The following is a 20,618-nucleotide window of genomic DNA, read 5'->3' as shown; positions in this document are numbered from 1 at the left end:
GCGCACCGTCCGGAGATCTCCCCGCATCACGCAGTAGCTGACCTGCTCCAGCAAGGGGCCGGCAGCACCCCGTTCGTCTCGGGCCGTCCCCCGGGTCGTGCAGCCGAATATCCATCCCAAATCTCGTGTCACCGATGCGAGTGCCCCTGTGAACCTTGGGAGTAAGGCACCATGACCCAGCAGTCCACTGAGCCGTTGACCACGGCGGAAGACGCGGGCGAGGGCTCGCGTCAGCCCGCCGGCCGGTCCTGGCTCGACCGGTACTTCCACATCTCCGACAGAGGGTCGTCCCTCGCGCGGGAAATGCGCGGCGGCATCACCACCTTCATGGCGATGTGTTACATCCTGCTTCTCAACCCGGTCATTCTGGGCTCGGTCCAGGACGTCCACAAGAACACCCTCCCGCACGCCGGCCTGGTCACCGCCACCGCGCTCGGCGCCGCGATATGCACCCTGCTGATGGGCTTCATCGGCAAGGTCCCGCTGGCACTCGCGGCGGGCCTGAACGTCTCCGCGGCCCTGACCACCCAGGTCGTCCCCAACATGACCTGGCCGCAGGCCATGGGCATGTGCGTGATGTACGGCGTCGTCATCTGCCTGCTGGTCGTCACCGGCCTGCGGGAGATGGTCATGAACGCCATCCCGCTCGCCCTCAAGCACGCGATCACCATGGGCATCGGCATGTTCGTCGCCCTGATCGGCCTGGTGAAGGCCGGGTTCGTCGGCAAGGGCATCGGCACCCCGGTCACCCTCGGCACCACCGGCAACCTCTCCGGCTGGCCCGTCCTGTTCTTCTGCCTCACCCTGCTGCTGATCTTCATGCTGCAGGCCCGCAAGGTCCCCGGCGCCATCCTCATCGGCATCGTCGTCGGCTCGGTGTTCTCCATCGCCGCCACCAAGCTCGGCGGCCTGACCGCCAAGGACTGGGGCGGTACGCCTCCGGCGCTGAACGGCAGCGCGGTGTCGATGCCGGACTTCGGACTCTTCGGCCATGTGCAGTTCGGCGGCTGGGGCTCCATCGGCGCCCTCAGCGTCGGCATGATCGTCTTCACCCTGGTGCTGGCCGGCTTCTTCGACGCCATGGCCACCATCATCGGCGTCGGCACGGAGGCCAAGCTGGCCGACGACAAGGGCCGGATGCCGGGCCTGTCCAAGGCGCTGTTCGTGGACGGCGCCGGTGGAGCCATCGGCGGTCTCACCGGCAGCTCCGGCCAGACCGTGTTCATCGAGTCGGCCAGCGGCGTCGGCGAAGGTGCCCGCACGGGGCTCTCGTCCGTCGTCACCGGTCTGCTCTTCGCGGCCTGCCTGTTCTTCACCCCGGTCACCCAGCTCGTGCCGGCCCAGGTGGCCGCCGCCGCTCTCGTCGTCATCGGCTCCATGATGATGAGCGTCGCCGGCCATGTGGACTGGAAGGACCGCGCGGTGTCCGTGCCGGTCTTCCTGACCGTCGCCCTGATGCCGTTCACTTACCAGATCACCACCGGTGTCGGTGCCGGCGTCGTCGCCTACACCGCCATCAAGGCGGCCCAGGGCAAGTGGCGCGAGATCGGCGGTTTCATGTGGGTGCTGACCGGGATCTTCCTCGTCTACTTCTCGCTCCATCCGATCGAGCAGTGGCTGGGCATCAAGTAACGCCCGCTCTGCTCCCCATCCGTTAGGAGACCGACATGCTGGACATCGCCGAAGAGTTGAACCGGTGGGTCGAGCAGGGACGCGCCTTCGCCGTGGCCACCGTGGTGGCCACCAACGGCAGCGCGCCCCGCCAGCCCGGAGCCGCCCTCGCCGTCGACAGCGACGGCACGGCGATCGGGTCGGTCTCCGGCGGGTGCGTGGAGGGAGCGGTCTACGAGCTGTGCCAGGAGGCACTTCGGACCGGCGAACCGGTCCTGGAGCGCTTCGGCTACAGCGATGAGGACGCCTTCGCCGTGGGCCTGACCTGCGGCGGCATCATCGACATCCTCATCACTCCGGTACAGGTGAGCGCCCCCGGAACCGCTGCGGACAGCGGCTCCGGGGGGCACGGGGTGGACAGCACCGCCACCACGCTCGCCGCCGCGCTGGCCGCCGCCGCATCAGGGGACGCGGCGGCGGTCGCGCGGATCGTCGAGGGCCCGGCCGAACTGGTCGGCAACGCCCTCCTCGTCCGTCCCGACGGCAGCCATACCGGCACCCTCGGCGGGCACCCCGCCCTCGACCGCACCGCGGCCGAGGAGGCCCGCGCCCTGCTGGACGCCGGGCGCACCACGACCCTGGAGATCGGGGTGGAGGGTTCGCGGTGCGGGACGCCGGTCGTCCTCCTCGTCGAATCCTCCGTCCCCGCGCCCCGGATGATCGTCTTCGGCGCCATCGACTTCGCGTCCGCGCTGGTCCGGGTCGGCAAGTTCCTCAACTACCACGTCACCGTCTGCGACGCCCGCCCCGTCTTCGCGACCCGGACCCGCTTCCCGGACGCCGACGAGATCGTCGTCGACTGGCCGCACCGCTACCTCGACTCCCAACACCTCGACTCCCGCGCGGTGTTGTGCGTCCTCACCCACGACGCCAAGTTCGACGTCCCGCTGCTGGAACGGGCGCTCAAGCTCCCGGTCGCCTACGTCGGCGCCATGGGCTCGCGCCGCACCCACCTCGACCGCCAGCAGCGGCTGCGCGACGTCGGCCTCACCGAGATCGAGCTCAACCGGCTCCGCTCGCCGATAGGGCTGGACCTCGGCGCGCGGACGCCCGAGGAGACCGCGCTGTCCATCGCCGCCGAGATCGTCGCCAACCGCCGCGGCGGCACCGGCGCTCCGCTGACCGGTGCGCACACCCCCATCCACCACGACACGGCCCGGCCGGTGGGGCGGATCGGGTCGGTGGCCTGAGGACCCGGGCGGCCCGGAGTCCGGCGGGACTTGGGGCCGGCAACATCCGCGGGACCGGCGCACCTGACGCCGCCGGCCCCGCGGCCGGGCCTGCGGGCCGTTACGGCACGGGCGCGATATCCCTTCGGGGGGCGCGCCCGTGCCGTCGCCTTTTCGTCAGGGGCACTCGGTACCGGTGCGAAATCGGCGGCGAAAGCCACCGCGAAAGCCACTGCGAAAGCCACGGTGAGAGCGGCCGCAAAAACACTGGCGCGGCCGCAAAAACACTGGTGAACGCGACGCAGATCACACCGGATATTCGCGGGAATGGGCCGAAAGGACGACGGGTCGCTCCGGTGCGTATGGCAGGATACGGAGTTGACGGTGCCCATCTGAGTGGCACCCGCCGGTGTCCGCGCGAGCGAGGAGGTGATCGGGATGAGTCCCGAAGGAAGTCCTTGCCGCAGTGATGCCGCGCACTGATCGCCCGCTCTCTCCGGGCCTTCTTCCGCGCACCTTTGCTGCGCGCGTTCTTCCGCCGGTGACCTGAGGGCGCTTCCCGCTGCCCGCTGATCCGGCTCCGTAGCGCATCTCCGGAACGCGGCTCCCGGCCGCCCCGAGCGGTTTCGCGCTGCCCTTCATCGCGGTGATGCCGCGGTCGCCGCAGTTATCGCAGTCACCGCGGTTCTCTCTTTTCCCTGCTCTCTGCGCAGTGGCCATTCCGGCCTGCCCGAAAACAGTGCGACGGAATAGCGAAACGGCGATTCCGCCGCCCTGCCGCCGGTCATTCCGGCCTGCCCATTTGCGCCTCAGGAGGTTATTTCGCCATGAGCAACACGACCGACCTGCTCACCCCGGAGAAGCTCGCTCCGCCGGGCCGCCGCCCCCGTCGGGAGAGGAAGGCCGCCGAGCTGGCGGCCCGCACCCGCCTGGTCGCCGACCGGCTCGCCGAGGTCAGCGCCCGCCCCGCCGACCAGGTCCTCCAGGACCTCGGGAGCACCCCGGCCGGTCTGACGTACGGCGAGGCCGTGGCGCGGCTGGAGCGCGACGGCGCCAACGTCATCGCCCAGGAGAACGCGCCGCGCTGGTACGTGCAGCTCGCGAAGGCGTTCTGGAACCCGTTCATCCTCGTACTGGCGGTGCTGGTCGCCGTGATGTACGGGCAGTGGCTCCAGGTCGCGGACGTCGAGCCGTTCGACCCGAAGATCCCGATCCTCGGCGCGATGGTGCTGATCAGCGTGGGGCTGCGGTTCTGGCAGGAGTACCGCTCCGGCAGCTCGGCCGCCGCGCTGCGCGAGCTGGTCACCACCACGACTGCCGTGCAGCGCCGGGCCGGCCGCGGACGGCTGGCCACCACTGTGGAGATCCCCATGGACGGCGTGGTCACGGGGGACGTCGTCCGGCTGGCCGCCGGCGACCTGGTCCCGGCCGATCTGCGGCTGCTCACCGCCAAGGACCTGATGGTCAATCAGGCCGCGTTGTCCGGCGAGTCGCTGCCGGTCGCCAAGGCGGACACCCGCGCAGGGGACCAGGGGCAGCGCGAGACCCGCGACCCGGTCGAGGCCGGCAACCTCGTCCTGACCGGTACATCGGTGACCTCCGGCAGCGCGACCGGCGTGGTCGTGGCCACCGGCGCGGACACCTACTTCGGCTCCATGGCCGGTTCGCTCGCCGGTGAGCGCCCGGAGACCAGCTTCGACACCGGCGTCAAGAAGGTCAGCTTCCTGCTGATCCGCTTCATGACGGTGATGGTCCCGGTGGTCTTCCTGATCAACGGGCTCACCAAGGGCGACTGGGCCGAAGCCTTCACCTTCGCGGTCGCGGTGGCCGTCGGCCTCACCCCCGAGATGCTGCCGATGGTCGTCACCACCAACCTGGCCCGCGGCGCGGTCGCCCTGTCCCGCCGCAAGGTCGTCGTCAAGCACCTCAACGCCATCCAGAACCTCGGCGCCATGGACGTGCTGTGCACGGACAAGACCGGCACCCTCACCGAGGACCGGATCGTCCTCGACCGCTACCTCGACGTCCACGGCCGGGCCGACACCGAGGTCCTGGAGTACGCCTACCTCAACAGCCACTTCCAGACCGGGCTGCGCAACCTGATGGACCGGGCCGTCATCGACCGGGTGCACGAGGCCGAGGAGGTTGTCGTCGACGCCCGCTTCACGCTGGTCGACGAGATCCCCTTCGACTTCGCGCGACGGCGGATGTCGGTGGTGCTGCGCCGCAACGACCTCGGCGGCCCCGCCGAGGAGCACGTGATGATCACCAAGGGCGCCGTCGAGGAAGTCCTCGCGCTGTGCGGCCGGGTGACGTACGGCGGCGAGCCCGTCGCGCTGACCGACGCCCTGCGCGCCCAGGTGCTGCGCACCGCGCAGGACCACAACCGCCAGGGCCTGCGGGTGCTGGCGGTGGCGACCCGCACCCTGCCCGCCGCCCGCGAGAACTACACCGTCGCCGACGAGGACGGGCTGACCCTGATCGGGTTCCTCGCCTTCCTCGACCCGCCGAAGCAGGACGCCGCCGAGGCGCTGCGCCAACTCGCCGACAACGGCATCGCGGTGAAGGTCGTCACCGGCGACAACGAACTGGTCGCCGCCCGGGTCTGCTCGGACGTCGGCATCGACGTCGGCACCGTCGTCACCGGCACCGACATCGATGCGCTCGACGACCTCGAACTGCTCCAAGTGGCCCGGAAGGCCACCCTGTTCGCCAAGGTCAACCCCGTGCAGAAGGCCCGCATCGTGCGCGCCCTGAAGGCCGACGGGCACACCGTCGGGTTCCTCGGCGACGGCATCAACGACGCCGCCGCGCTGCGCGACGCGGACGTCGGGATCTCCGTCGACACCGCCGTCGACATCGCCAAGGAGTCCGCCGACATCATCCTGCTGGAGAAGGACCTCACGGTTCTGGAACAGGGCGTGCTGCGCGGCCGGCTGACGTTCGGCAACACCATCAAGTACCTCAAGATGACCGCCTCCTCGAACTTCGGGAACGTCTTCTCGGTGCTGGCGGCCTCCGCGTTCATCCCCTTCCAGCCCATGCTGGCCATGCAGCTGCTCGTCCAGAACCTCTGCTACGACATTTCCCAACTGGCCACGCCCTGGGACCGGATGGACAGGGAATACCTCCGCACCCCGCGCACCTGGGACGCCAGGGGCATCGGCCGCTTCATGCTGGTCCTCGGTCCGACCAGCTCGGTCTTCGACATCACCACGTTCCTGCTGATGTGGCATGTCTTCGGGGCCGACAGCGAGCTGCACCAGGCGCTGTTCCAGTCCGGCTGGTTCGTCGAGGGCCTGCTCACCCAGACCCTGGTCGTCCACATGCTGCGCACCCGCCGGATCCCGTTCCTCCGGTCCCGCGCCACCTTCCCCGTCCTGCTGATGACCGTGCTGGTCATGGCGGTCGGCCTGTGGCTGCCGTTCTCGCCGCTGGCCGGTGTGCTCGGCATGCAGGCGCTGCCGATGAGCTACTTCCCGTGGCTGGCCGGGACGTTGGCGGCGTACTGCCTGCTGACGCAGGGGGTGAAGAGCTGGTACATCCGGCGGTTCGGCGAGTGGCTGTGACGCCCTGACCGCGGCGGCGCGACCACACCGCCCCGGCCGCATCGCGACCGTCCCGCGGCCCCCGGCCTCACGCGCCGGGGGCCGCGGGCGCGCCGTCCGCTTCGCCGTCCCGTGCCCGGCCGTGCGGCAGCCGGCGCACCGCACCGGAGGCCAGCGGCAGCACCGCCGCCACCGCGGAGACCGCCCCGGCCACCGCCGCCACCCGGAAGCCGCCGTACGTGCGGGCGAGCGGCGCCACGCACAACTGCCCCACGGGGATGGCGACATACGACAGCAGATCGTTGTACGACGAGACCCGGGACAGCGCGTGCGGGGGGACGTGCTCCTGGAGCGAGGTGTCCCAGGCGACACCCGTCACCGCGACCCCGAGCCCGGCGATGAACGCACCGGCCACCAGCCAGGAGGGGCCCAGCCGCGCCCCCAGTACCAGCAGCGGCAGCGCGCCCAGCGCACTCGTCAGCTGCCCCAGCCCCAGCAGTCGCCGGACAGCGAGCCGGTACAGCACCGCCCCCGCCACCAGCAGCCCGGCGCCCCGCACGCTCAGCACCACACCCCAGGCCGCCGCGCCGCCGGTCTGCCGCGTCAGTGCGGGCCCCAGGATCTGCCAGGTCCCGGTCTGCACCAGGTTGACGACGAAGAACGACAGCGTCCCCAGCCACACCCACCGGACGCGCCGGAACTCCCGCCACCCGTCGCGGATATCGGCCGCCACGGAGGACCGGGACCGGGCCGGCGCCCCGCCGCCGGGGGACACCCGGGCCAGGCACCCGGCCGCCACCAGATACGTCAGCGCGTCGAAGGCGATCGCCGGCCCGCCGCCGACCACCACCACGCACCCGCCCGACAGCCCCGGCCCGAGCACCTTGGCCGCGTTCCGCACCGACCCCAGCAGCGCGTTGGCCGACCGCAGCCGCGCCGCGCCGACGAGATCCGGTACGACACCGCGCAGCGCCGGTGCGGTGAACGCGGCCAGCACACCGTTCAGGACCTCCAGCCCGGCCACCGGCAGCAGCGCGTAGTGCCCGGTCAGCAGCAGCGCGGCGACGGCGCCCTGGGTGAGCGCCGCGCCCAGATTGGCGGCCACCAGCACCGCACGGCGCCCGAACCGGTCCGCCGTCGCGCCGCCCACCAGCAGGAACGCCAGCAGCGGCACCATACGGGCGGCCAGCACCACGCCGAGATCGCCGGCGCTGCCGGACGAGGCGTCCAGCACCGCGAACGTCAGGGCGACCGGGGCCATCGCACTGCCCAGTAACGAGACCGTCTGCCCGGCCAGGAACCAGCGGAAGTCCGCAACGGAGAGAAGGGAGGAAGGCACCCGACGGAGTCTGTGGGCCCCACACCGGATCACTATGCTTTCGGCACCAGGCGAAAGGAAGCCGACACCGAGCCCCGAGGGGGAGGCCGCGATGACCACGCTCCGGCTGAGCCCGCTCGCCCTCTCCCGCTCCCGCTTCGCGCTCTCCCCCCTCGCCGAGACGGTGGGCACGGCGATCGCCCTCGCCCGGCCCCACCCCGACCCCTGGTTCGCGTCCTGGCGCGCCCACCACCTCCCCGACTTCACCGCCGCCCTCGACGCCGACCCCTTCGCCAGGGGCCTCATCGGGCTGATCAGCTCCACCAAGTGGCTGCCCGGCTTCGTCGCGGTCCCGCCGCCGGACGGTATGCGCACCGCCCTCACCCGCGAACTCACCGCCCTGCGCGCCGTGTCGGACGACGCCTTCCGCGCCGAGCTGGCGCCCTCGCTCACCCACAGCTGGCGCCACCACGACCTGGACTGGCTCACCGGACGCGACTGGGGCCCCCGCACCGCCGCCCTCCTCGACGCCCTCTGGACCGCCCACATCGCCGCCGACTGGCCCCGGCGCCGCGCCCTCCTCGAACGCGATGTCGCCTACCGGGCCGGCCTCCTGGCCGCCTACGGCTGGCCCCGCGCCCTGGAGCAGATGAGCCGGCACAGCACCTGGGTCGGCGCCGACGCCATCCGCTTCAGCAACCGCCCCGGCCCCGAGCGCGTCATCGGCGACGACGGCATGCTCTTCGTCCCGGTCAGCCTGTCCACCGGCACCTGGCTCTGCCAGGGCCCGCCGGATCACTACGCCCAGGTCTACCCGGCCCGCGGCGCGGCCACCGCGCTCACCCCGGCCAGCCCCCGCCGCGCCCTGGAACGCCTCGTCGGCGCCGGCCGCGCCGCCCTCCTCCACGAACTCGCCCAGCCCGCCACGAGCACCGAACTCGCCGCCCGGCTCGGCCAGTCACTCGGCACCATCGGCGGCCATCTGTCCGTGCTGCGCGACGCCGGTCTGGTCGTGGGGACGCGGGTGGGGCGACGGGTGGTCTACCGGCGCACGGAGGACGGGGACCGGCTGGCGGGGGAGCGGGACGCCTGACGGCCGGCGGACGGCCCGCAACCCGGTGAGGCGGCCCACGCCCCCCGCCGGCGTCCGCCGCGGGCAGGTCGCTCGGCAAAAGGGAGGAAGCGCCCGATGAGGCGGGTTGGCGTCCCCTCGTACGACGGTGAGCCGCCGGCCGGCAGGGGCGCCGCACACCGGCTCGTGCTCGCCGTGCGCGGCGCCCAACTCCCCTGTCCGGCAACGGACTTCGTGTCCGCGGCGCCCCCCACCGCCGGTGCGGGGCGCTCACGCCGCCCTCCCGCGAACGTGGGGCGCTTCCGGCTCACGGCTGGGGTAGGCGGTCCTGGTCCTGGTCCGGGGCCGGGGTCGGGGCCGGCGGAGCGGACGGCCCCCGCGTGCCGCCTGGACGCCCTCCGCCGACCGGCCCGATGTCTCTCTGGACGTAGGGGAGTTGGCGACCCGCTACCTCGACTGCAGCCCGCTGCGGCGGCTGGTCCGGGCCGGGCCGGCCACCGAGCACACACCGGGCGCGGTCCGCCGGCCGGCAGCCGCGCCGGAGACGGAGCGGCCGCCGTTCACGTGGGGAGAGGACTATCGAGCCCCGGCCCGCTCCGGTCGCAGCGCCGCCATCACCAGCACGTCGTGCCACGCACCGTCCCAGTGCAGGGCCTCGCGCATCCGGCCCTCCAGCACGAAGCCGCAACGCTCGTAGGCGCGCCGGGCGCGGTCGTTGTACGCGAAGACCTCCAGCTGGACGCGGTGCAGGCCGACCCGCTCGAAGGCGTGGCCGAGCAGCAGCCGGATCGCCTCGGAGCCGATGCCGCGGTCGGTGGCGGAGGGGGCCAGGGCGATCCGGAAGCTGGCGTGGGCGTTCGCCGGGTCGATCCGGCTGAGCGCGAGATCGCCCAGGTAGCCTCCGGTCTCCCGGTCCTCGATGGCGAGGTCCAGCCGGTCCGTGCGGGCGCCGCACTCGGCGATCCAGGTGCGCAGCCCCGCAAGGCTCCAGTCCTGGTGGGTGCCGGTCAGCCGGCGGGTCTCCGGGTCCTGGAACGTGGTGTGGAAGGCGGTCGCATGCCGCTCCGACAGCGGGACCAGCCGGATCCGGTCACCGGTCAGCACCGGCTTCTCGGCGAGTGCCGTCGTATCGATCATCCGGGCATGATGGCCGGGCCGCGGCCGGCCGGGCAAGGGAATTGACCGGCGGCCGGCGCGGTTGGTCCGGTGGGGCCCGGGAGGGCGGGGAGGGGCGGGTGTGGAGCTGCGGCAGGTGCGGTACTTCGTCATGGTCGCGCAGGAGCTGCATTTCGGGCGGGCCGCGGAACGGCTGCACATCGTGCAGTCGGCGGTGAGCCAGCAGGTCCGGCGGCTCGAACGGGAGCTGCAGACCGAGCTGTTCGACCGGTCGGCGCGCCAGGTGCGGCTCACCGCGGCCGGCGAGCGGTTCCTCCCGGAGGCGCGGGCGCTGCTCGCCGCCGAGGAGCGTGCCCGCGCCGTCGTCGCAGAAGTGGCCGCGGCCCGCGCCACCACGCTCCGCCTGGGGACGAGTACGGGCCTGGGCGCCCATCTCGACCGGGTGCTCGACGCCCTTGCCGGCAGCGCGCCGGAGATCGGTGTGGAGCTGGTCGCGGGCCGGACCCGGGAGCGGCTCGACCAGGTCGCCGCGGGCGAGCTGGACGCGGCGTTCCTCCGCGGCGAGGCGGCCGACGCCGGCCGGGACGGGCTGCGTTACGTCCCGCTCTGGCAGGACCCGCTGGTCGCGGTCGTCCCGGCCCGGCATCCGCTGGCCGCCTCGCCGGGCACCATCGCGCTCGCCGACCTCGCGGACGTACCGCTGGTGCTGACCGACCGCCGGAACAACCGGGCGCTGGTCGACCTGGTCGTCACCGCCTGCCACGCCGCCGGCTTCGGACCGGTACCGGGCCCCAGGTACGGTTCGCTGGACGACGCCCTGACCGCGATCGGCGCCCGCGGGTCCGCCGAGGGCATGTGGACGGTCGTCTACGAGGCCCACGCCCGCCGGCTCAGCACGCCGCGGGTGGCGTATCTCCCGTTCCGCAACCCGGGGATGGAGCTGACCACCTATCTCGCGGTCCGCCGCGCCGACCCGACCGCCGGGCTCGAAGCGCTGCTGCGGGCCTGCGCGACCAGCACCGCCGCCGACGGCCCCGCGCGGTGACCGGGCCGCTGCCGGCGATCTCGATTCGTGATCGCTGCGTGCGCGATCAGCTTCTTGGTCACCGCACCCGTTCGCGATGGACTGGGGGCACCCCGGCGAGCCAACCGGAACACGGGGCGGCCGGAGAGCCCAACGGCCGCCGCTCGCCACCGAGTCGAGGAGTACGGACATGCCCATCGTCACCGTTCAGCAGGGTCCCCGCAGCGTCGAGCTGAAGCGGGAGCTGGTCAAGCAGATCACCGACGCGTTCGTGGACGCGTACCGGATTCCCGCCGAGACCGTGCAGGTCTGGATCCAGGAGTTCCCGGCCGACAGCTGGGGCGCGGCCGGGAAGCTCACCGCCGACAAGTAACCCGCAGGCGGCCGCCGCGCGGGGGGACGGGCCCACGCCCCGTCCCCCAACGGCCGCGACGGCGCCGCCGCCGCGTCGACGGACGCTCTCTCCCCCGACTCGCACCGCGCGCCGACACCTCCGCCCCCCTTCCCCCCATCAGGGGGTGGTGGGACCGCGCCACTGATTACACGATGGCAGCAGGCACTGCGGCGATGATGAGGACAGCGCGGACGGCCGCTCGGCCGTGACACGTGTTTGTTCGGGATACAGGAGAGAGCATGCGGACACCGATGACGATCGCGGACTTCCTCGACCGGGCCGAGCTGGGGTTCCGGGACAGCCCGGGCGTGGTCGACGAGCCGCATCAGCCCGCCCCGCCGGTGCCCGAGTCGACCTACGGGCGGTTCGCCGAACGCGTCCGCGCCTGGCAGGCGGGGCTGGACGCGCTCGGGGTCGGCGAGGGCGAGCGGGTGGCCGTGGCGAGCCACAACTCCGCGCGCATGCTGGAGCTGCTGTTCGCGGTACCGATGAGCGGCCGGATCTGCGTCCCCGTCAACTTCCGCCTCAAGCCCGACGAGGTCGACTACGTCGTCCGGCAGAGCGGTTCCGCCGTCCTCCTCGTCGACCCGGAACTGGACGATGCGCTCAGCGGGGTCAAGGCGCGCCACCGCTTCGTCCTCGGTGAGCAGACCGACACCGACGTGATGCGGTTCGGCGTCGAGCCGCGCCCCTGGTCGGATCCGGACGAGGACGCCACCGCGACCATCAACTACACCTCGGGCACCACCGCCCGCCCCAAGGGCGTGCAGCTCACCCACCGCAACATCTGGGTCAACGGCATGACCTTCGGCCTGCACACCCGGGTGTGGGAGGGCGATGTGTACCTGCACACGCTGCCGATGTTCCACTGCAACGGCTGGGGAATGCCGTATGTGGCGGCCGGCCTCGGCGTGAAGCAGGTGGCACTGCGCAAGGTGGACGGCGCCGAGATCCTCCGGCGGGTCGACGAGCACGGCGTCACGCTGATGTGCGGCGCGCCCGCGGTGTGGAACATGGTCCTGGACGCGGCGGCGAACTGGGAGGGCGAGATCCCGGGGCGGGACCGGGTACGGCTGATCTGCGCGGGCGCCCCGCCGCCGACCAGGACCATCCGGCGCGTGGAGGAGGAACTGGGCTGGGAGTTCACCCAGCTCTACGGCCTGACCGAGACCTCCCCGCTGCTCACCTTCAACCGCACCCGGCCGGCCGACGCGGACCTCCCCGCCGAGGAGCGCGCCCGCAGGCTGTCCCGGGCGGGCCTGCCCGCCCTCGGCGTCAAGCTGAAGGTCTCCGACTCCGGGGAGGTGCTGGCCCGCTCGAACACGGTGCTGGACGGCTACTGGGAGAAGCCCGAGGAGACGGCGGATGCGCTGGCGGACGGCTGGTTCCACACCGGCGACGGCGGCACCCTCGACCCCGACGACGGCCATCTGACGATCTCCGACCGGAAGAAGGACGTCATCATCACCGGCGGCGAGAACGTCTCGTCGATCGAGGTGGAGGACGTGATCTTCAGCCACCCGGCGGTCGCCGAGGTCGCCGTCATCGGCGTACCGCACGAGAAGTGGGGCGAGACGATCAAGGCACTCGTCGTCCTCGCCGAGGGCGCCACGGCCGAGGAATCCGACATCATCGCCCACTGCAAACAGCGTATGGCCGGCTACAAGGCCCCGACGTCCGTGGAGTTCCGCGACTCCATCCCCCGCACGGCCACCGGGAAGATCCAGAAGTTCAAGCTCCGCCGGCCGTACTGGTCGGGGCTTGCGCGAGAGGTCAACTAGGTGTTCTGTCCGGGGAGGTTGTGGACGGTGAGGCAGGTCTCGGCTGGGATCTTGAACAGGTGAGGGCCTTCCGGGTTCGGTGTGGATTGCGACGTCTACACCGACCGAAAGGCCCTCGTGCCCCACCGTAATGCACCCCTGACCGAGACTGGACGGCTGCGTCTGGCCCGCTGCGTCGTCGACGAGGGCTGGACCCTGCGGCGGGCCGCCGAACGCTTCCAGGTCTCGCCCACCACCGCCCAACGCTGGGCCGACCGCTACCGGCTGCTGGGTGAGGCGGGGATGGCAGACCGTTCAAGCCGCCCACACCACAGCCCGCGCCGCACCCCGACACGCACGGAACGGCGCATCATCAAGGTCCGCCTCCTGCGCCGGTGGGGCCCGGCCCGCATCGCCCACCTGCTGCGACTGGTCCCCTCGACCGTGCACCGCGTGCTGACCCGGTTCGGCCTGGCCCGCCTGACCCACCTGGACCGGGCCACAGGCCGGCCGATACGCCGCTACGAACGCGACCGCCCCGGCGAGTTGGTCCACGTGGACATCAAGAAGCTCGGCAACATCCCCGACGGCGGCGGCCACAGGACACTCGGCCGGCAAGCAGGCCGCAAGACCCGCTCGGGAGTCGGCTACAGCTACATCCACACCGCCGTCGACGACCACTCCCGCCTGGCCTACAGCGAGATCCACACCGACGAGAAAAAGGAGACCGCCACCGCCTTCTGGACCCGGGCCCAAACGTTCTTCACCACCTGCGGCATCACCGTCGAACGCGTCCTGACCGACAACGGCGCCTGCTACAAGTCCCACACCTGGCGCGATGCCCTCGCAGCAGCCGGGATCACCCACAAGCGAACCCGGCCCTACCGACCACAGACCAACGGCAAAGTCGAACGCTTCAACCGCACCCTGCTTGACGAATGGGCCTACGCGAAGCCCTACCGCTCAGAGACCGAACGCCGCGAAGCGTTCCCCCAATGGCTCCACACCTACAATCACCACCGCGGACACACCGCGCTCAAGGGCAAACCACCCGCCAGCCGCGTCCCCAACCTCACAGGGCAATACAACTAGGGCCTGTCCGATGGGCCGTGCCCGTACGCGCCCCGGTCCCTCAACAGGGGCCGGGACGCGGCCCGTTGAGCGGTGGAGCGTGGCCGGTGACCGTCGGCCGGCAGCCCGCGGGCGGTGTGCCGCCCCGGGCGAACCGGCCTCCCCGGGGCGAAAGGGCGGGCGAGTCAGGGGCCTTTCGGGCATCTGGGACGCCATGCTGTACCCGGCGCGTAGTGGATGTTCCTGGAGTGACGCGTCCTCTCCAGTGGGCAGCCTTGCGGGTGTAGTGCAGCAGTGGCTGACGTCGGGCTTCTGGGAGTAGTGGATGACCGCATGGGTGGATGTGTCGGACGGGGTGCCCCGGGAGGGCGGAGCGTACCGGAAGGAGAACCAGCGATGAGCGGCCAGCCGCAGACCGAGCTGTCGTACGCGAGCGGGGCGGCGGACCGTCCGCTGCTCGGCCGGACCATCGGGGCCGATCTGGCCCGGACCATCGCCCGCTTCGGGGACCGCGAGGCGCTGGTCGAGGCGGCCGGGGGCCGCCGCTGGACGTATGCGGAGCTGGGCCGGGCGGTCGACGAGGTGGCGCTCGGGCTGCTCGCCAAGGGCGTGGGCAAGGGCGACCGGGTGGGCATCTGGGCGCCCAACTGCGCCGAGTGGGTCCTCGTCCAGTACGCCACCGCGCGGATCGGCGCGATCCTCGTGAACGTCAACCCGGCTTACCGCGTACACGAGTTGGCGTATGTGCTCCAGCAGGCCGGGGTCAGCGTGCTGGTCTCCGCCGTCGCGCACAAGGCGAGCGACTACCGGCGGATGATCGAGCAGGTGCGGGCCGAGTGCCCGGCGCTGCGCGATGTGGTGTACATCGGCGACCCGACCTGGGGCGGGCTGCTGGCCGCGGGAGCGGCCGTACCGCACACCCGGCTCGCCGAGTGCGAGAAGGCGCTGACCGCCGACGACCCGGTCAACATCCAGTACACCTCCGGCACCACCGGCTTCCCCAAGGGTGCCACCCTCTCGCACCACAACATCCTCAACAACGGCTACTGGGTCGCCGAGACCATCGCGTACACCGAGCACGACCGGGTGTGCCTGCCGGTGCCCTTCTACCACTGCTTCGGCATGGTGATGGGCAACCTCGGCATCACCTCGCACGGCGGCTGCATCGTCATCCCGGCGCCCGCCTTCGACGCCGCCGCCACCCTCCGGGCCGTCCAGGACGAGCGCTGCACCGCGCTCTACGGCGTCCCCACCATGTTCATCGCCGAGCTGAACCTGCCGGACTTCGCCGACTACGACCTCTCCTCCCTCCGCACCGGCATCATGGCCGGCTCGCCGTGTCCGGAGGAGGTGATGAAGCGGGTGCTCACCGAGATGCACATGCCGGAGGTGTCCATCTGCTACGGGATGACCGAGACCTCGCCGGTCTCCACCCAGACCCGGCGCGGCGACGACCTGGAGCACCGCACCGCGACCGTCGGGCGGGTGCTGCCGCACATCGAGGTCAAGGTCGTCGACCCGGCGAGCGGGGTGACCGTGGCGCGCGGCACCCCGGGTGAACTGTGCACCCGCGGCTACAGCGTGATGCTCGGCTACTGGGAGGAGCCACAGCGCACCGCCGAGGTCATCGACCCGGCCCGGTGGATGCACACCGGCGATCTCGCGGTGATGAACGACGACGGCTACGTCCGGATCGTCGGCCGCATCAAGGACATGATCATCAGGGGTGGGGAGAACGTCTACCCGCGGGAGATCGAGGAGTTCCTCTACTCGCACCCCAAGATCGCCGACGTCCAGATCATCGGCGTCCCGGACGAGAAGTACGGCGAGGAGATCGCCGCCTGCGTCATCCTCCGCAACCCCGAAGACCCGCTCACCCGCGACGAGTTGGCCCGCTACTGCCGCTCCCGGCTCGCGCACTTCAAGGTGCCGCGCCATCTGGAGATCGTCGACGCCTTCCCCATGACGGTCAGCGGCAAGGTCCGCAAGGTCGAACTCCGGGAGCAGCTGGCCCGGCGGCTGGCGGAGTCGCAGCGGCCGCCGGAGGCGGAACGGGCGCCGCGCCGGGCGGGCAGGCTGGGCCGGGCCGGGAAGGCGTGACCGGCTGACCGGGTGGGCCGGCGCGGCACGTGGGGGAGCCGCGCCGGCTCCGGCGTACGGGAGGTCCGGGCCGGCAACGCGGGCCGCCCGGCGGGGTGTTCGGGCGGCCGCCCACCGGTCACCGCACCGGTCGGGCCGCGGCGCGCCGACGGGGGTGCCGTCGGTGCCGGGGAGTGCGGTCGATAGGGTCCTGACCTGGCTCGTTCGGCCGCATCCGGCCGGGGGCCGGGCCGCGAAACAGGCCAAACACCAGGCCGACAACCAGGCCGGAAATCCTGCCAGGAATCCGGTCAAGAGGGGAATTCCATGACCCGTATTGCTCGTTGGGCGACCACTGCCGCCGCCGTGGCCGCCGCTCTGGGGAGCTTCGCCGCCCCCGCCTACGCCGATGTCATCCAGCCCGGCAGCCCGGACGGCCCCACCCGCGAGGTGCTTACCGCCGGCTGTGCGAGCGGTGTCGACGAGGCGACCGTGGCGCCGACGGTGGTGGACGCCGACAGCGCCGCCGGCTTCTACCGCTGCGATCCCGTCACCCACCGCGTGGCGACCGAGGAGGGGCGCGTGACCTGCGCCCCCGGCGGACTCTTCGACTGGTCGCGGGGGCTGTGCGAACCGGCCGCCGCCGTACCGGAGATGGCCACCCGGCTGACCGCCGGCAAGGCCACCCTGTCGACGAAGCCGCTCAAGGTCATCGGGCTGCACGCCACCCTGGCGCGGGCCCGGAACGCCGGTCCGCAGGACGCCGTCTGGAACGCGACCATCACCTTCAAGGACACCACCGGCAAGGTGCTGTGCGTGGCCAGGACGGACGCCGCCGGGCGGGCGTCCTGCACCGCGGACAAGCCGCGCTCCGGTGCCGCCGTGCTCAGGGGCGGCTACACCGCCGAGTACGCCGGCAACGGTGCCGTCGACGGCCGCTACGCCACCATGGCCCCGGCCACCGCCCAGGGCGGCATCCGCGCCGAACTGCCGCCGCAGGGCTGACGGCTCGTCAGCGCGCGGTGGCGCCGCTGAGCCGGAGGTAGTCCCACGGGTCGTGTGCGTTGGGGACCGTCACCGGTTCCCCGGCCGTTCCGCGCGCCGCGATGTCCCGCAGCCGCTCCTGGTTGGCATCCGCAGCCTCTCGTCCACCCGGGCGTCCAGCTGACCAGATCCAGCAGGGGAGGCGACTGCGGGGCATCCGCGACGATCTCCCGGTGGTGGAAGTACGCGCCTCCCGCGTGCAGCTCACCCGCGTGCAGCAGCCATCCGCCAGGGCGACGGTGTCGACGGGGCAGAGGCCAAGGGATGGGCGGGACAGCGGAGTTGTCGACGGTCAGCGGCGTTCGCCCGGCCAGTCGAGCAGCAGCCGCTGGGCACGGGGGAGTGAGGCGACGACGAGGTCGTAGGAGTCCTCGACCATGTCCCGGACGAGCCGGTCGGAGAGGTCGCCGGTCAGCGAAACGGTGTTCCAGTGGCGCTTGTTGAGGTGGTAGCCGGGCACCACCTCAGGGTGCGCCGCCCGCAGCCGCTCGGCAAGCTCCGGGTCGCACTTGAGGCTGATGGTCAGCGGCCGCGCGTCCAGCGCCGTCAGCGCGAAGATCTTGCCGCCGACCTTGAACGTCGAGACCTCCGGGTGCCGGGGGAACGGGAACTCCTCGGTCGCGCCGTTGAAGTCGAGGCAGAAGGAGCGGAGGGCTTTCGCATCGATCATGCGGTCATTATGTCCGCGGCCCCGACCTGGCCTCCCGCCGCATGCAGACCCGCGGCCAGCGGTCCAGGCCCAGTTCCGCCTCGTGGGCGCGGAGGGCCCGCAGACCGGGGGTGAGCGCGGTGCCGGCCAGCGCCCGGAAGCCGAGCCGGGTGTAGTACGGCGCGTTCCACGGCACTTCGGCGAAGGTGGTCAGGGTCAGGGCGGGCCGGCCGCCGTCCTTCCCGGCCCGGTCGATCAGGGCCCGGCCGATGCCCCGCCGGGCCCGGTCCGGGTGGACCGAGACCTGCTCGACATGGGTGCAGCCGTCGACCGGGTCCCAGAGGAGATACCCGACCGGCGGTGCGCCGGGGCGGTCCGTGTCGTACGCGGCGAGCGCCCGGCCGGCGCGCTGGTACTCCGTCAGCAGAGCCAGCGGCGGCGGTTCGTCGTCCGCGATCCGTGCCATGCCCAGATCGCGGAACCGTTGGCCGGCGGCGCGTTCGACGGCGCGGAGCGCGGGCAGGTCGGCCGGAGCCGGGACACGGATGATCACGAGGCCAGTGTCGCCGGTCCCGGCCGCCCGATCCAGCGGATTCAGCCGGCGGGGACCGCCTCGCCCTCCTCCGACGCCCCGTCCTCGGCAGGCAGGTCGGCCTTCTCCAGCAGCAGCCGGCGGTAGCGGTCGGCCTCGTCCGCCAGTTGCTCGTCGGTCAGCACCCGGGTGCCGTGCACGATGAAGGGATCCGCGTACCGCATCCCGGTCAGATGCGCGGTGGCGTCGAACGGCAGCAGCAGATCGCGGATCGGGAAGCGGTTGTAGCCGTCGGGGCGGTAGGCGGCCGCGGGGCCGCCGGTCGTGGTCGCGATCTGGAGCACCTTGCCGTGCAGCGAGGTGCCGTGCGAGCCGTAGGCGAAGCCGTACTCCAGGACGTCGTCGAGCCAGGCCTTCAGCAGCGGCGGGACCGAGTACCAGTAGAACGGGAACTGGAGCACGACCCGGTCGTGGGCGAGCAGCAGCTGCTGCTCCCGGGCGACGTTGATCCGCAGGTCCGGGCAGGCCGCGTAGAGGTCGTGCACGTGGACGTCGGGGGTGGTGCGCGCGGCCTCGGCCAGTGCGGCGTTGGTGCGCGAGGCGCCGAGGTCGGGGTGGGCCAGGACGACCAGGGTGGTCATGACGGGGCAACTCCGTTGCTGGTGCGTGGGTTTATGCGGGGGCTATGGGGTGGGCGGCGGTGTCCGGTGCGGCGGTCAGGGCGTCGGCGTACCGGCGGGCCACCTCTGCCGCCGGGGTGCCGCCGGCCGGGTCCAGGCCCAGCCCGGCGAGGGTCTCGGAGACCCAGCCGGGGCGGACCACGGACAGCCGCAGACCGCGCGGCATCTCGATGGCCGCCGCGGCGACAAAGGCGTCCAGGCCCGCGTTGACCAGGGCGCCGAACGCCCCGCCCGGCGTGGGCTCGGTGAAGACGCCGCTGGTGAGGACGATGCTGCCGCCGTCCCGGACGTGCCGGATGGCCCGCCGGGTGAGCTGGACCTGGCCGAGCAGCTTGCCGTCCAGTCCGGTGGTGAAGTCCTCGTCCGACGGCGCGTCGAGCGGGGTGAGCCGGCCGCTCGCCGCACAGCAGACGACCGCGTCGACGTCCCGTACGGAAGCGAAGAGCGCGTCCACGGAGGCCGGGTCGGCCAGGTCCACCCGGACCGGGCCGCGGCGGGCGGCGCGCACGACCTCGTGGCCGCGGTCGGCCAACTCCCGGGCGACGGCACCGCCGATGGTGCCGGTCGCCCCGATCACGATGATCTTCATAGGGGGCATTCTGCCGTCCGCCCGGCACACCCGTGGCACGGAACGGACAACGGACCCCGGATCCCGGGGAGTTCCCGCGGTCCGGAAGCCCGATATCGCGGCCCCGGCGTCCCGCCCCTCAGCGCCGCCGCGCCCCGTACGTGATCAGCTCGTCGGCGGCGTCGTTGACCGGCTGCGGGGTGCCGGTGAGGTCCATGACGAACAACGGGATGTGCAGGTCGTCGGCGCGCGAGCGGGCGTCGCGGGCATAGCCGGCGAGTGAGAAGAAGACCGCGATCGCCGCGTCGGTCAGGCCGTTGAGCCAGACGCACTCGATCTCGCGCAGGCCGGTGGAGCGGGTCGTCGGGTCGACCTGGGCGACCACACCGGTGCCCTTGAGGTCCACTCCGGAGGCGGTCCGCTCCTGGGTCCGGGCGATATCGGCGAACCCCAGCCACTTCAGGTACTGGGCGGCGGCGGTGACGCAGTCGCGGGCCGTGCGGATGGTCACCGGGCGGAACGCGGGCCGCTGCGGCGCCGGCGGCGGAGCCGCCTCAGGACGCGTAGGGGGCGCGGGCCGGTCGCGCCCGCCGGGGGACGGGAAGTTGGGCGGGGGAGGGGTGGGCGCGGGAGTGACCGGGACCCGGACGACGGTGCCGCACACGCAGCCGGCCTCCGGCGCCGGCCACTCGTCCTGCCGGCCGCAGACCTCGCAGCGCACCTCGACCCAGGACGCCTGCCAGGTGCGGTGCAGTATCTCGACCGGTACCCCGCCTCTGAGCACCGGCATGGTCAGCGGTGCACCGCAGGCGCACGGGAAGGTGGGCGGGGTGAAGGCGTTCTCGCGGCGGCACGCGGGGCACCGCACCGGCACGCTCTCGGCCATGGTCGGCTCCTGGCAGGTCGGGCGCGCAGTCAGACGG

The 20,618-nt window shown here is 72.4% G+C and carries 18 protein-coding genes; 10 read left to right on the top strand and 8 right to left on the bottom strand.

The features are described from left to right. Positions 1–171: 171 nt before the first annotated feature. From GR130_RS28875 to mgtA, 3 genes are all read left to right on the top strand, one after another. Positions 172–1,632, top strand: a complete 1,461-nt coding sequence (locus GR130_RS28875; protein WP_159507431.1) for an NCS2 family permease — start codon at positions 172–174, stop codon at positions 1,630–1,632. A gap of 35 nt (positions 1,633–1,667) precedes the next feature. Then, positions 1,668–2,861, top strand: a complete 1,194-nt coding sequence (locus tag GR130_RS28870; protein ID WP_159507430.1) for an XdhC family protein — start codon at positions 1,668–1,670, stop codon at positions 2,859–2,861. 806 nt (positions 2,862–3,667) lie between these two features. After that, positions 3,668–6,409 carry a magnesium-translocating P-type ATPase gene (mgtA, locus tag GR130_RS28865; RefSeq protein ID WP_159507429.1) on the top strand — a complete coding sequence of 914 codons (2,742 nt, stop codon included), beginning with the start codon at positions 3,668–3,670 and terminating at the stop codon, positions 6,407–6,409. Positions 6,410–6,476: 67 nt separating this feature from the next. On the opposite strand, the gene GR130_RS28860 is transcribed toward mgtA, so the two are convergent. Further along, positions 6,477–7,727: an MFS transporter gene (locus GR130_RS28860; RefSeq protein WP_159507428.1), complete on the bottom strand. Its 1,251-nt coding sequence runs from the start codon at positions 7,725–7,727 to the stop codon at positions 6,477–6,479. Positions 7,728–7,818: 91 nt separating this feature from the next. Between GR130_RS28860 and GR130_RS28855 the strand changes: the two genes are divergently transcribed. Further along, the gene (locus GR130_RS28855; RefSeq protein WP_159507427.1) at positions 7,819–8,799 is read left to right on the top strand and encodes a helix-turn-helix domain-containing protein; all 981 of its coding nucleotides are present in this window, start codon (positions 7,819–7,821) and stop codon (positions 8,797–8,799) included. A 555-nt stretch (positions 8,800–9,354) separates the two neighbouring features. Here GR130_RS28855 and GR130_RS28850 read toward each other — a convergent pair. Further along, complete coding sequence (locus tag GR130_RS28850) at positions 9,355–9,915, bottom strand: GNAT family N-acetyltransferase (protein WP_159507426.1); 561 nt, start codon at positions 9,913–9,915, stop codon at positions 9,355–9,357. Between the two features lie 100 nt (positions 9,916–10,015). Here GR130_RS28850 and GR130_RS28845 point away from each other — a divergent pair, with 100 nt between their 5' ends. The 6 genes from GR130_RS28845 (at position 10,016) to GR130_RS28820 (ending at position 17,227) form a co-directional block, all read left to right on the top strand. Next, positions 10,016–10,939, top strand: a complete 924-nt coding sequence (locus tag GR130_RS28845; RefSeq protein ID WP_159507425.1) for a LysR family transcriptional regulator — start codon at positions 10,016–10,018, stop codon at positions 10,937–10,939. Positions 10,940–11,015: 76 nt separating this feature from the next. Further along, a complete protein-coding gene (dmpI, locus tag GR130_RS28840) occupies positions 11,016–11,291 on the top strand; it encodes a 4-oxalocrotonate tautomerase DmpI (protein ID WP_159507424.1) in 276 nt (91 codons plus the stop codon). 260 nt (positions 11,292–11,551) lie between these two features. After that, on the top strand, positions 11,552–13,093 hold the full coding sequence (locus tag GR130_RS28835) for an AMP-binding protein (protein WP_159507423.1): 1,542 nt from the start codon (positions 11,552–11,554) through the stop codon (positions 13,091–13,093). Between the two features lie 117 nt (positions 13,094–13,210). Next, complete coding sequence (locus GR130_RS28830) at positions 13,211–14,164, top strand: IS481 family transposase (RefSeq protein WP_159507422.1); 954 nt, start codon at positions 13,211–13,213, stop codon at positions 14,162–14,164. A gap of 375 nt (positions 14,165–14,539) precedes the next feature. Next, a complete protein-coding gene (locus GR130_RS28825) occupies positions 14,540–16,243 on the top strand; it encodes an AMP-binding protein (RefSeq protein ID WP_159507421.1) in 1,704 nt (567 codons plus the stop codon). A 306-nt stretch (positions 16,244–16,549) separates the two neighbouring features. After that, positions 16,550–17,227, top strand: a complete 678-nt coding sequence (locus GR130_RS28820) for a hypothetical protein (RefSeq protein WP_159507420.1) — start codon at positions 16,550–16,552, stop codon at positions 17,225–17,227. Between the two features lie 7 nt (positions 17,228–17,234). Here the strand turns inward: GR130_RS28820 and GR130_RS28815 are convergent, their stop codons facing one another. The 6 genes from GR130_RS28815 to GR130_RS28790 all read right to left on the bottom strand — a co-directional run bounded on the left by GR130_RS28815 (position 17,235) and on the right by GR130_RS28790 (position 20,581). Then, entirely contained in the window at positions 17,235–17,423 is a 189-nt protein-coding gene (locus GR130_RS28815; RefSeq protein ID WP_159507419.1) for a hypothetical protein, read from the bottom strand. A gap of 135 nt (positions 17,424–17,558) precedes the next feature. Next, positions 17,559–17,936, bottom strand: coding sequence for an MmcQ/YjbR family DNA-binding protein (locus GR130_RS28810; RefSeq protein WP_159507418.1), 378 nt, complete (start codon positions 17,934–17,936; stop codon positions 17,559–17,561). A 7-nt stretch (positions 17,937–17,943) separates the two neighbouring features. Next, positions 17,944–18,468, bottom strand: a complete 525-nt coding sequence (locus tag GR130_RS28805) for a GNAT family N-acetyltransferase (RefSeq protein WP_159507417.1) — start codon at positions 18,466–18,468, stop codon at positions 17,944–17,946. 41 nt (positions 18,469–18,509) lie between these two features. Beyond that, a complete protein-coding gene (locus GR130_RS28800) occupies positions 18,510–19,088 on the bottom strand; it encodes an NAD(P)H-dependent oxidoreductase (protein WP_159507416.1) in 579 nt (192 codons plus the stop codon). A gap of 31 nt (positions 19,089–19,119) precedes the next feature. Continuing rightward, on the bottom strand, positions 19,120–19,716 hold the full coding sequence (locus GR130_RS28795; protein ID WP_159507415.1) for a short chain dehydrogenase: 597 nt from the start codon (positions 19,714–19,716) through the stop codon (positions 19,120–19,122). Positions 19,717–19,834: 118 nt separating this feature from the next. Continuing rightward, positions 19,835–20,581 carry a hypothetical protein gene (locus tag GR130_RS28790; RefSeq protein ID WP_159507414.1) on the bottom strand — a complete coding sequence of 249 codons (747 nt, stop codon included), beginning with the start codon at positions 20,579–20,581 and terminating at the stop codon, positions 19,835–19,837. Between the last annotated feature and the right edge of the window lie 37 nt (positions 20,582–20,618).

Source organism: Streptomyces sp. GS7, from assembly GCF_009834125.1.
Classification (GTDB): domain Bacteria; phylum Actinomycetota; class Actinomycetes; order Streptomycetales; family Streptomycetaceae; genus Streptomyces.
Note: the sequence above shows the minus strand (reverse complement) of the source record. Positions and strands in the feature narration are given on the sequence as shown.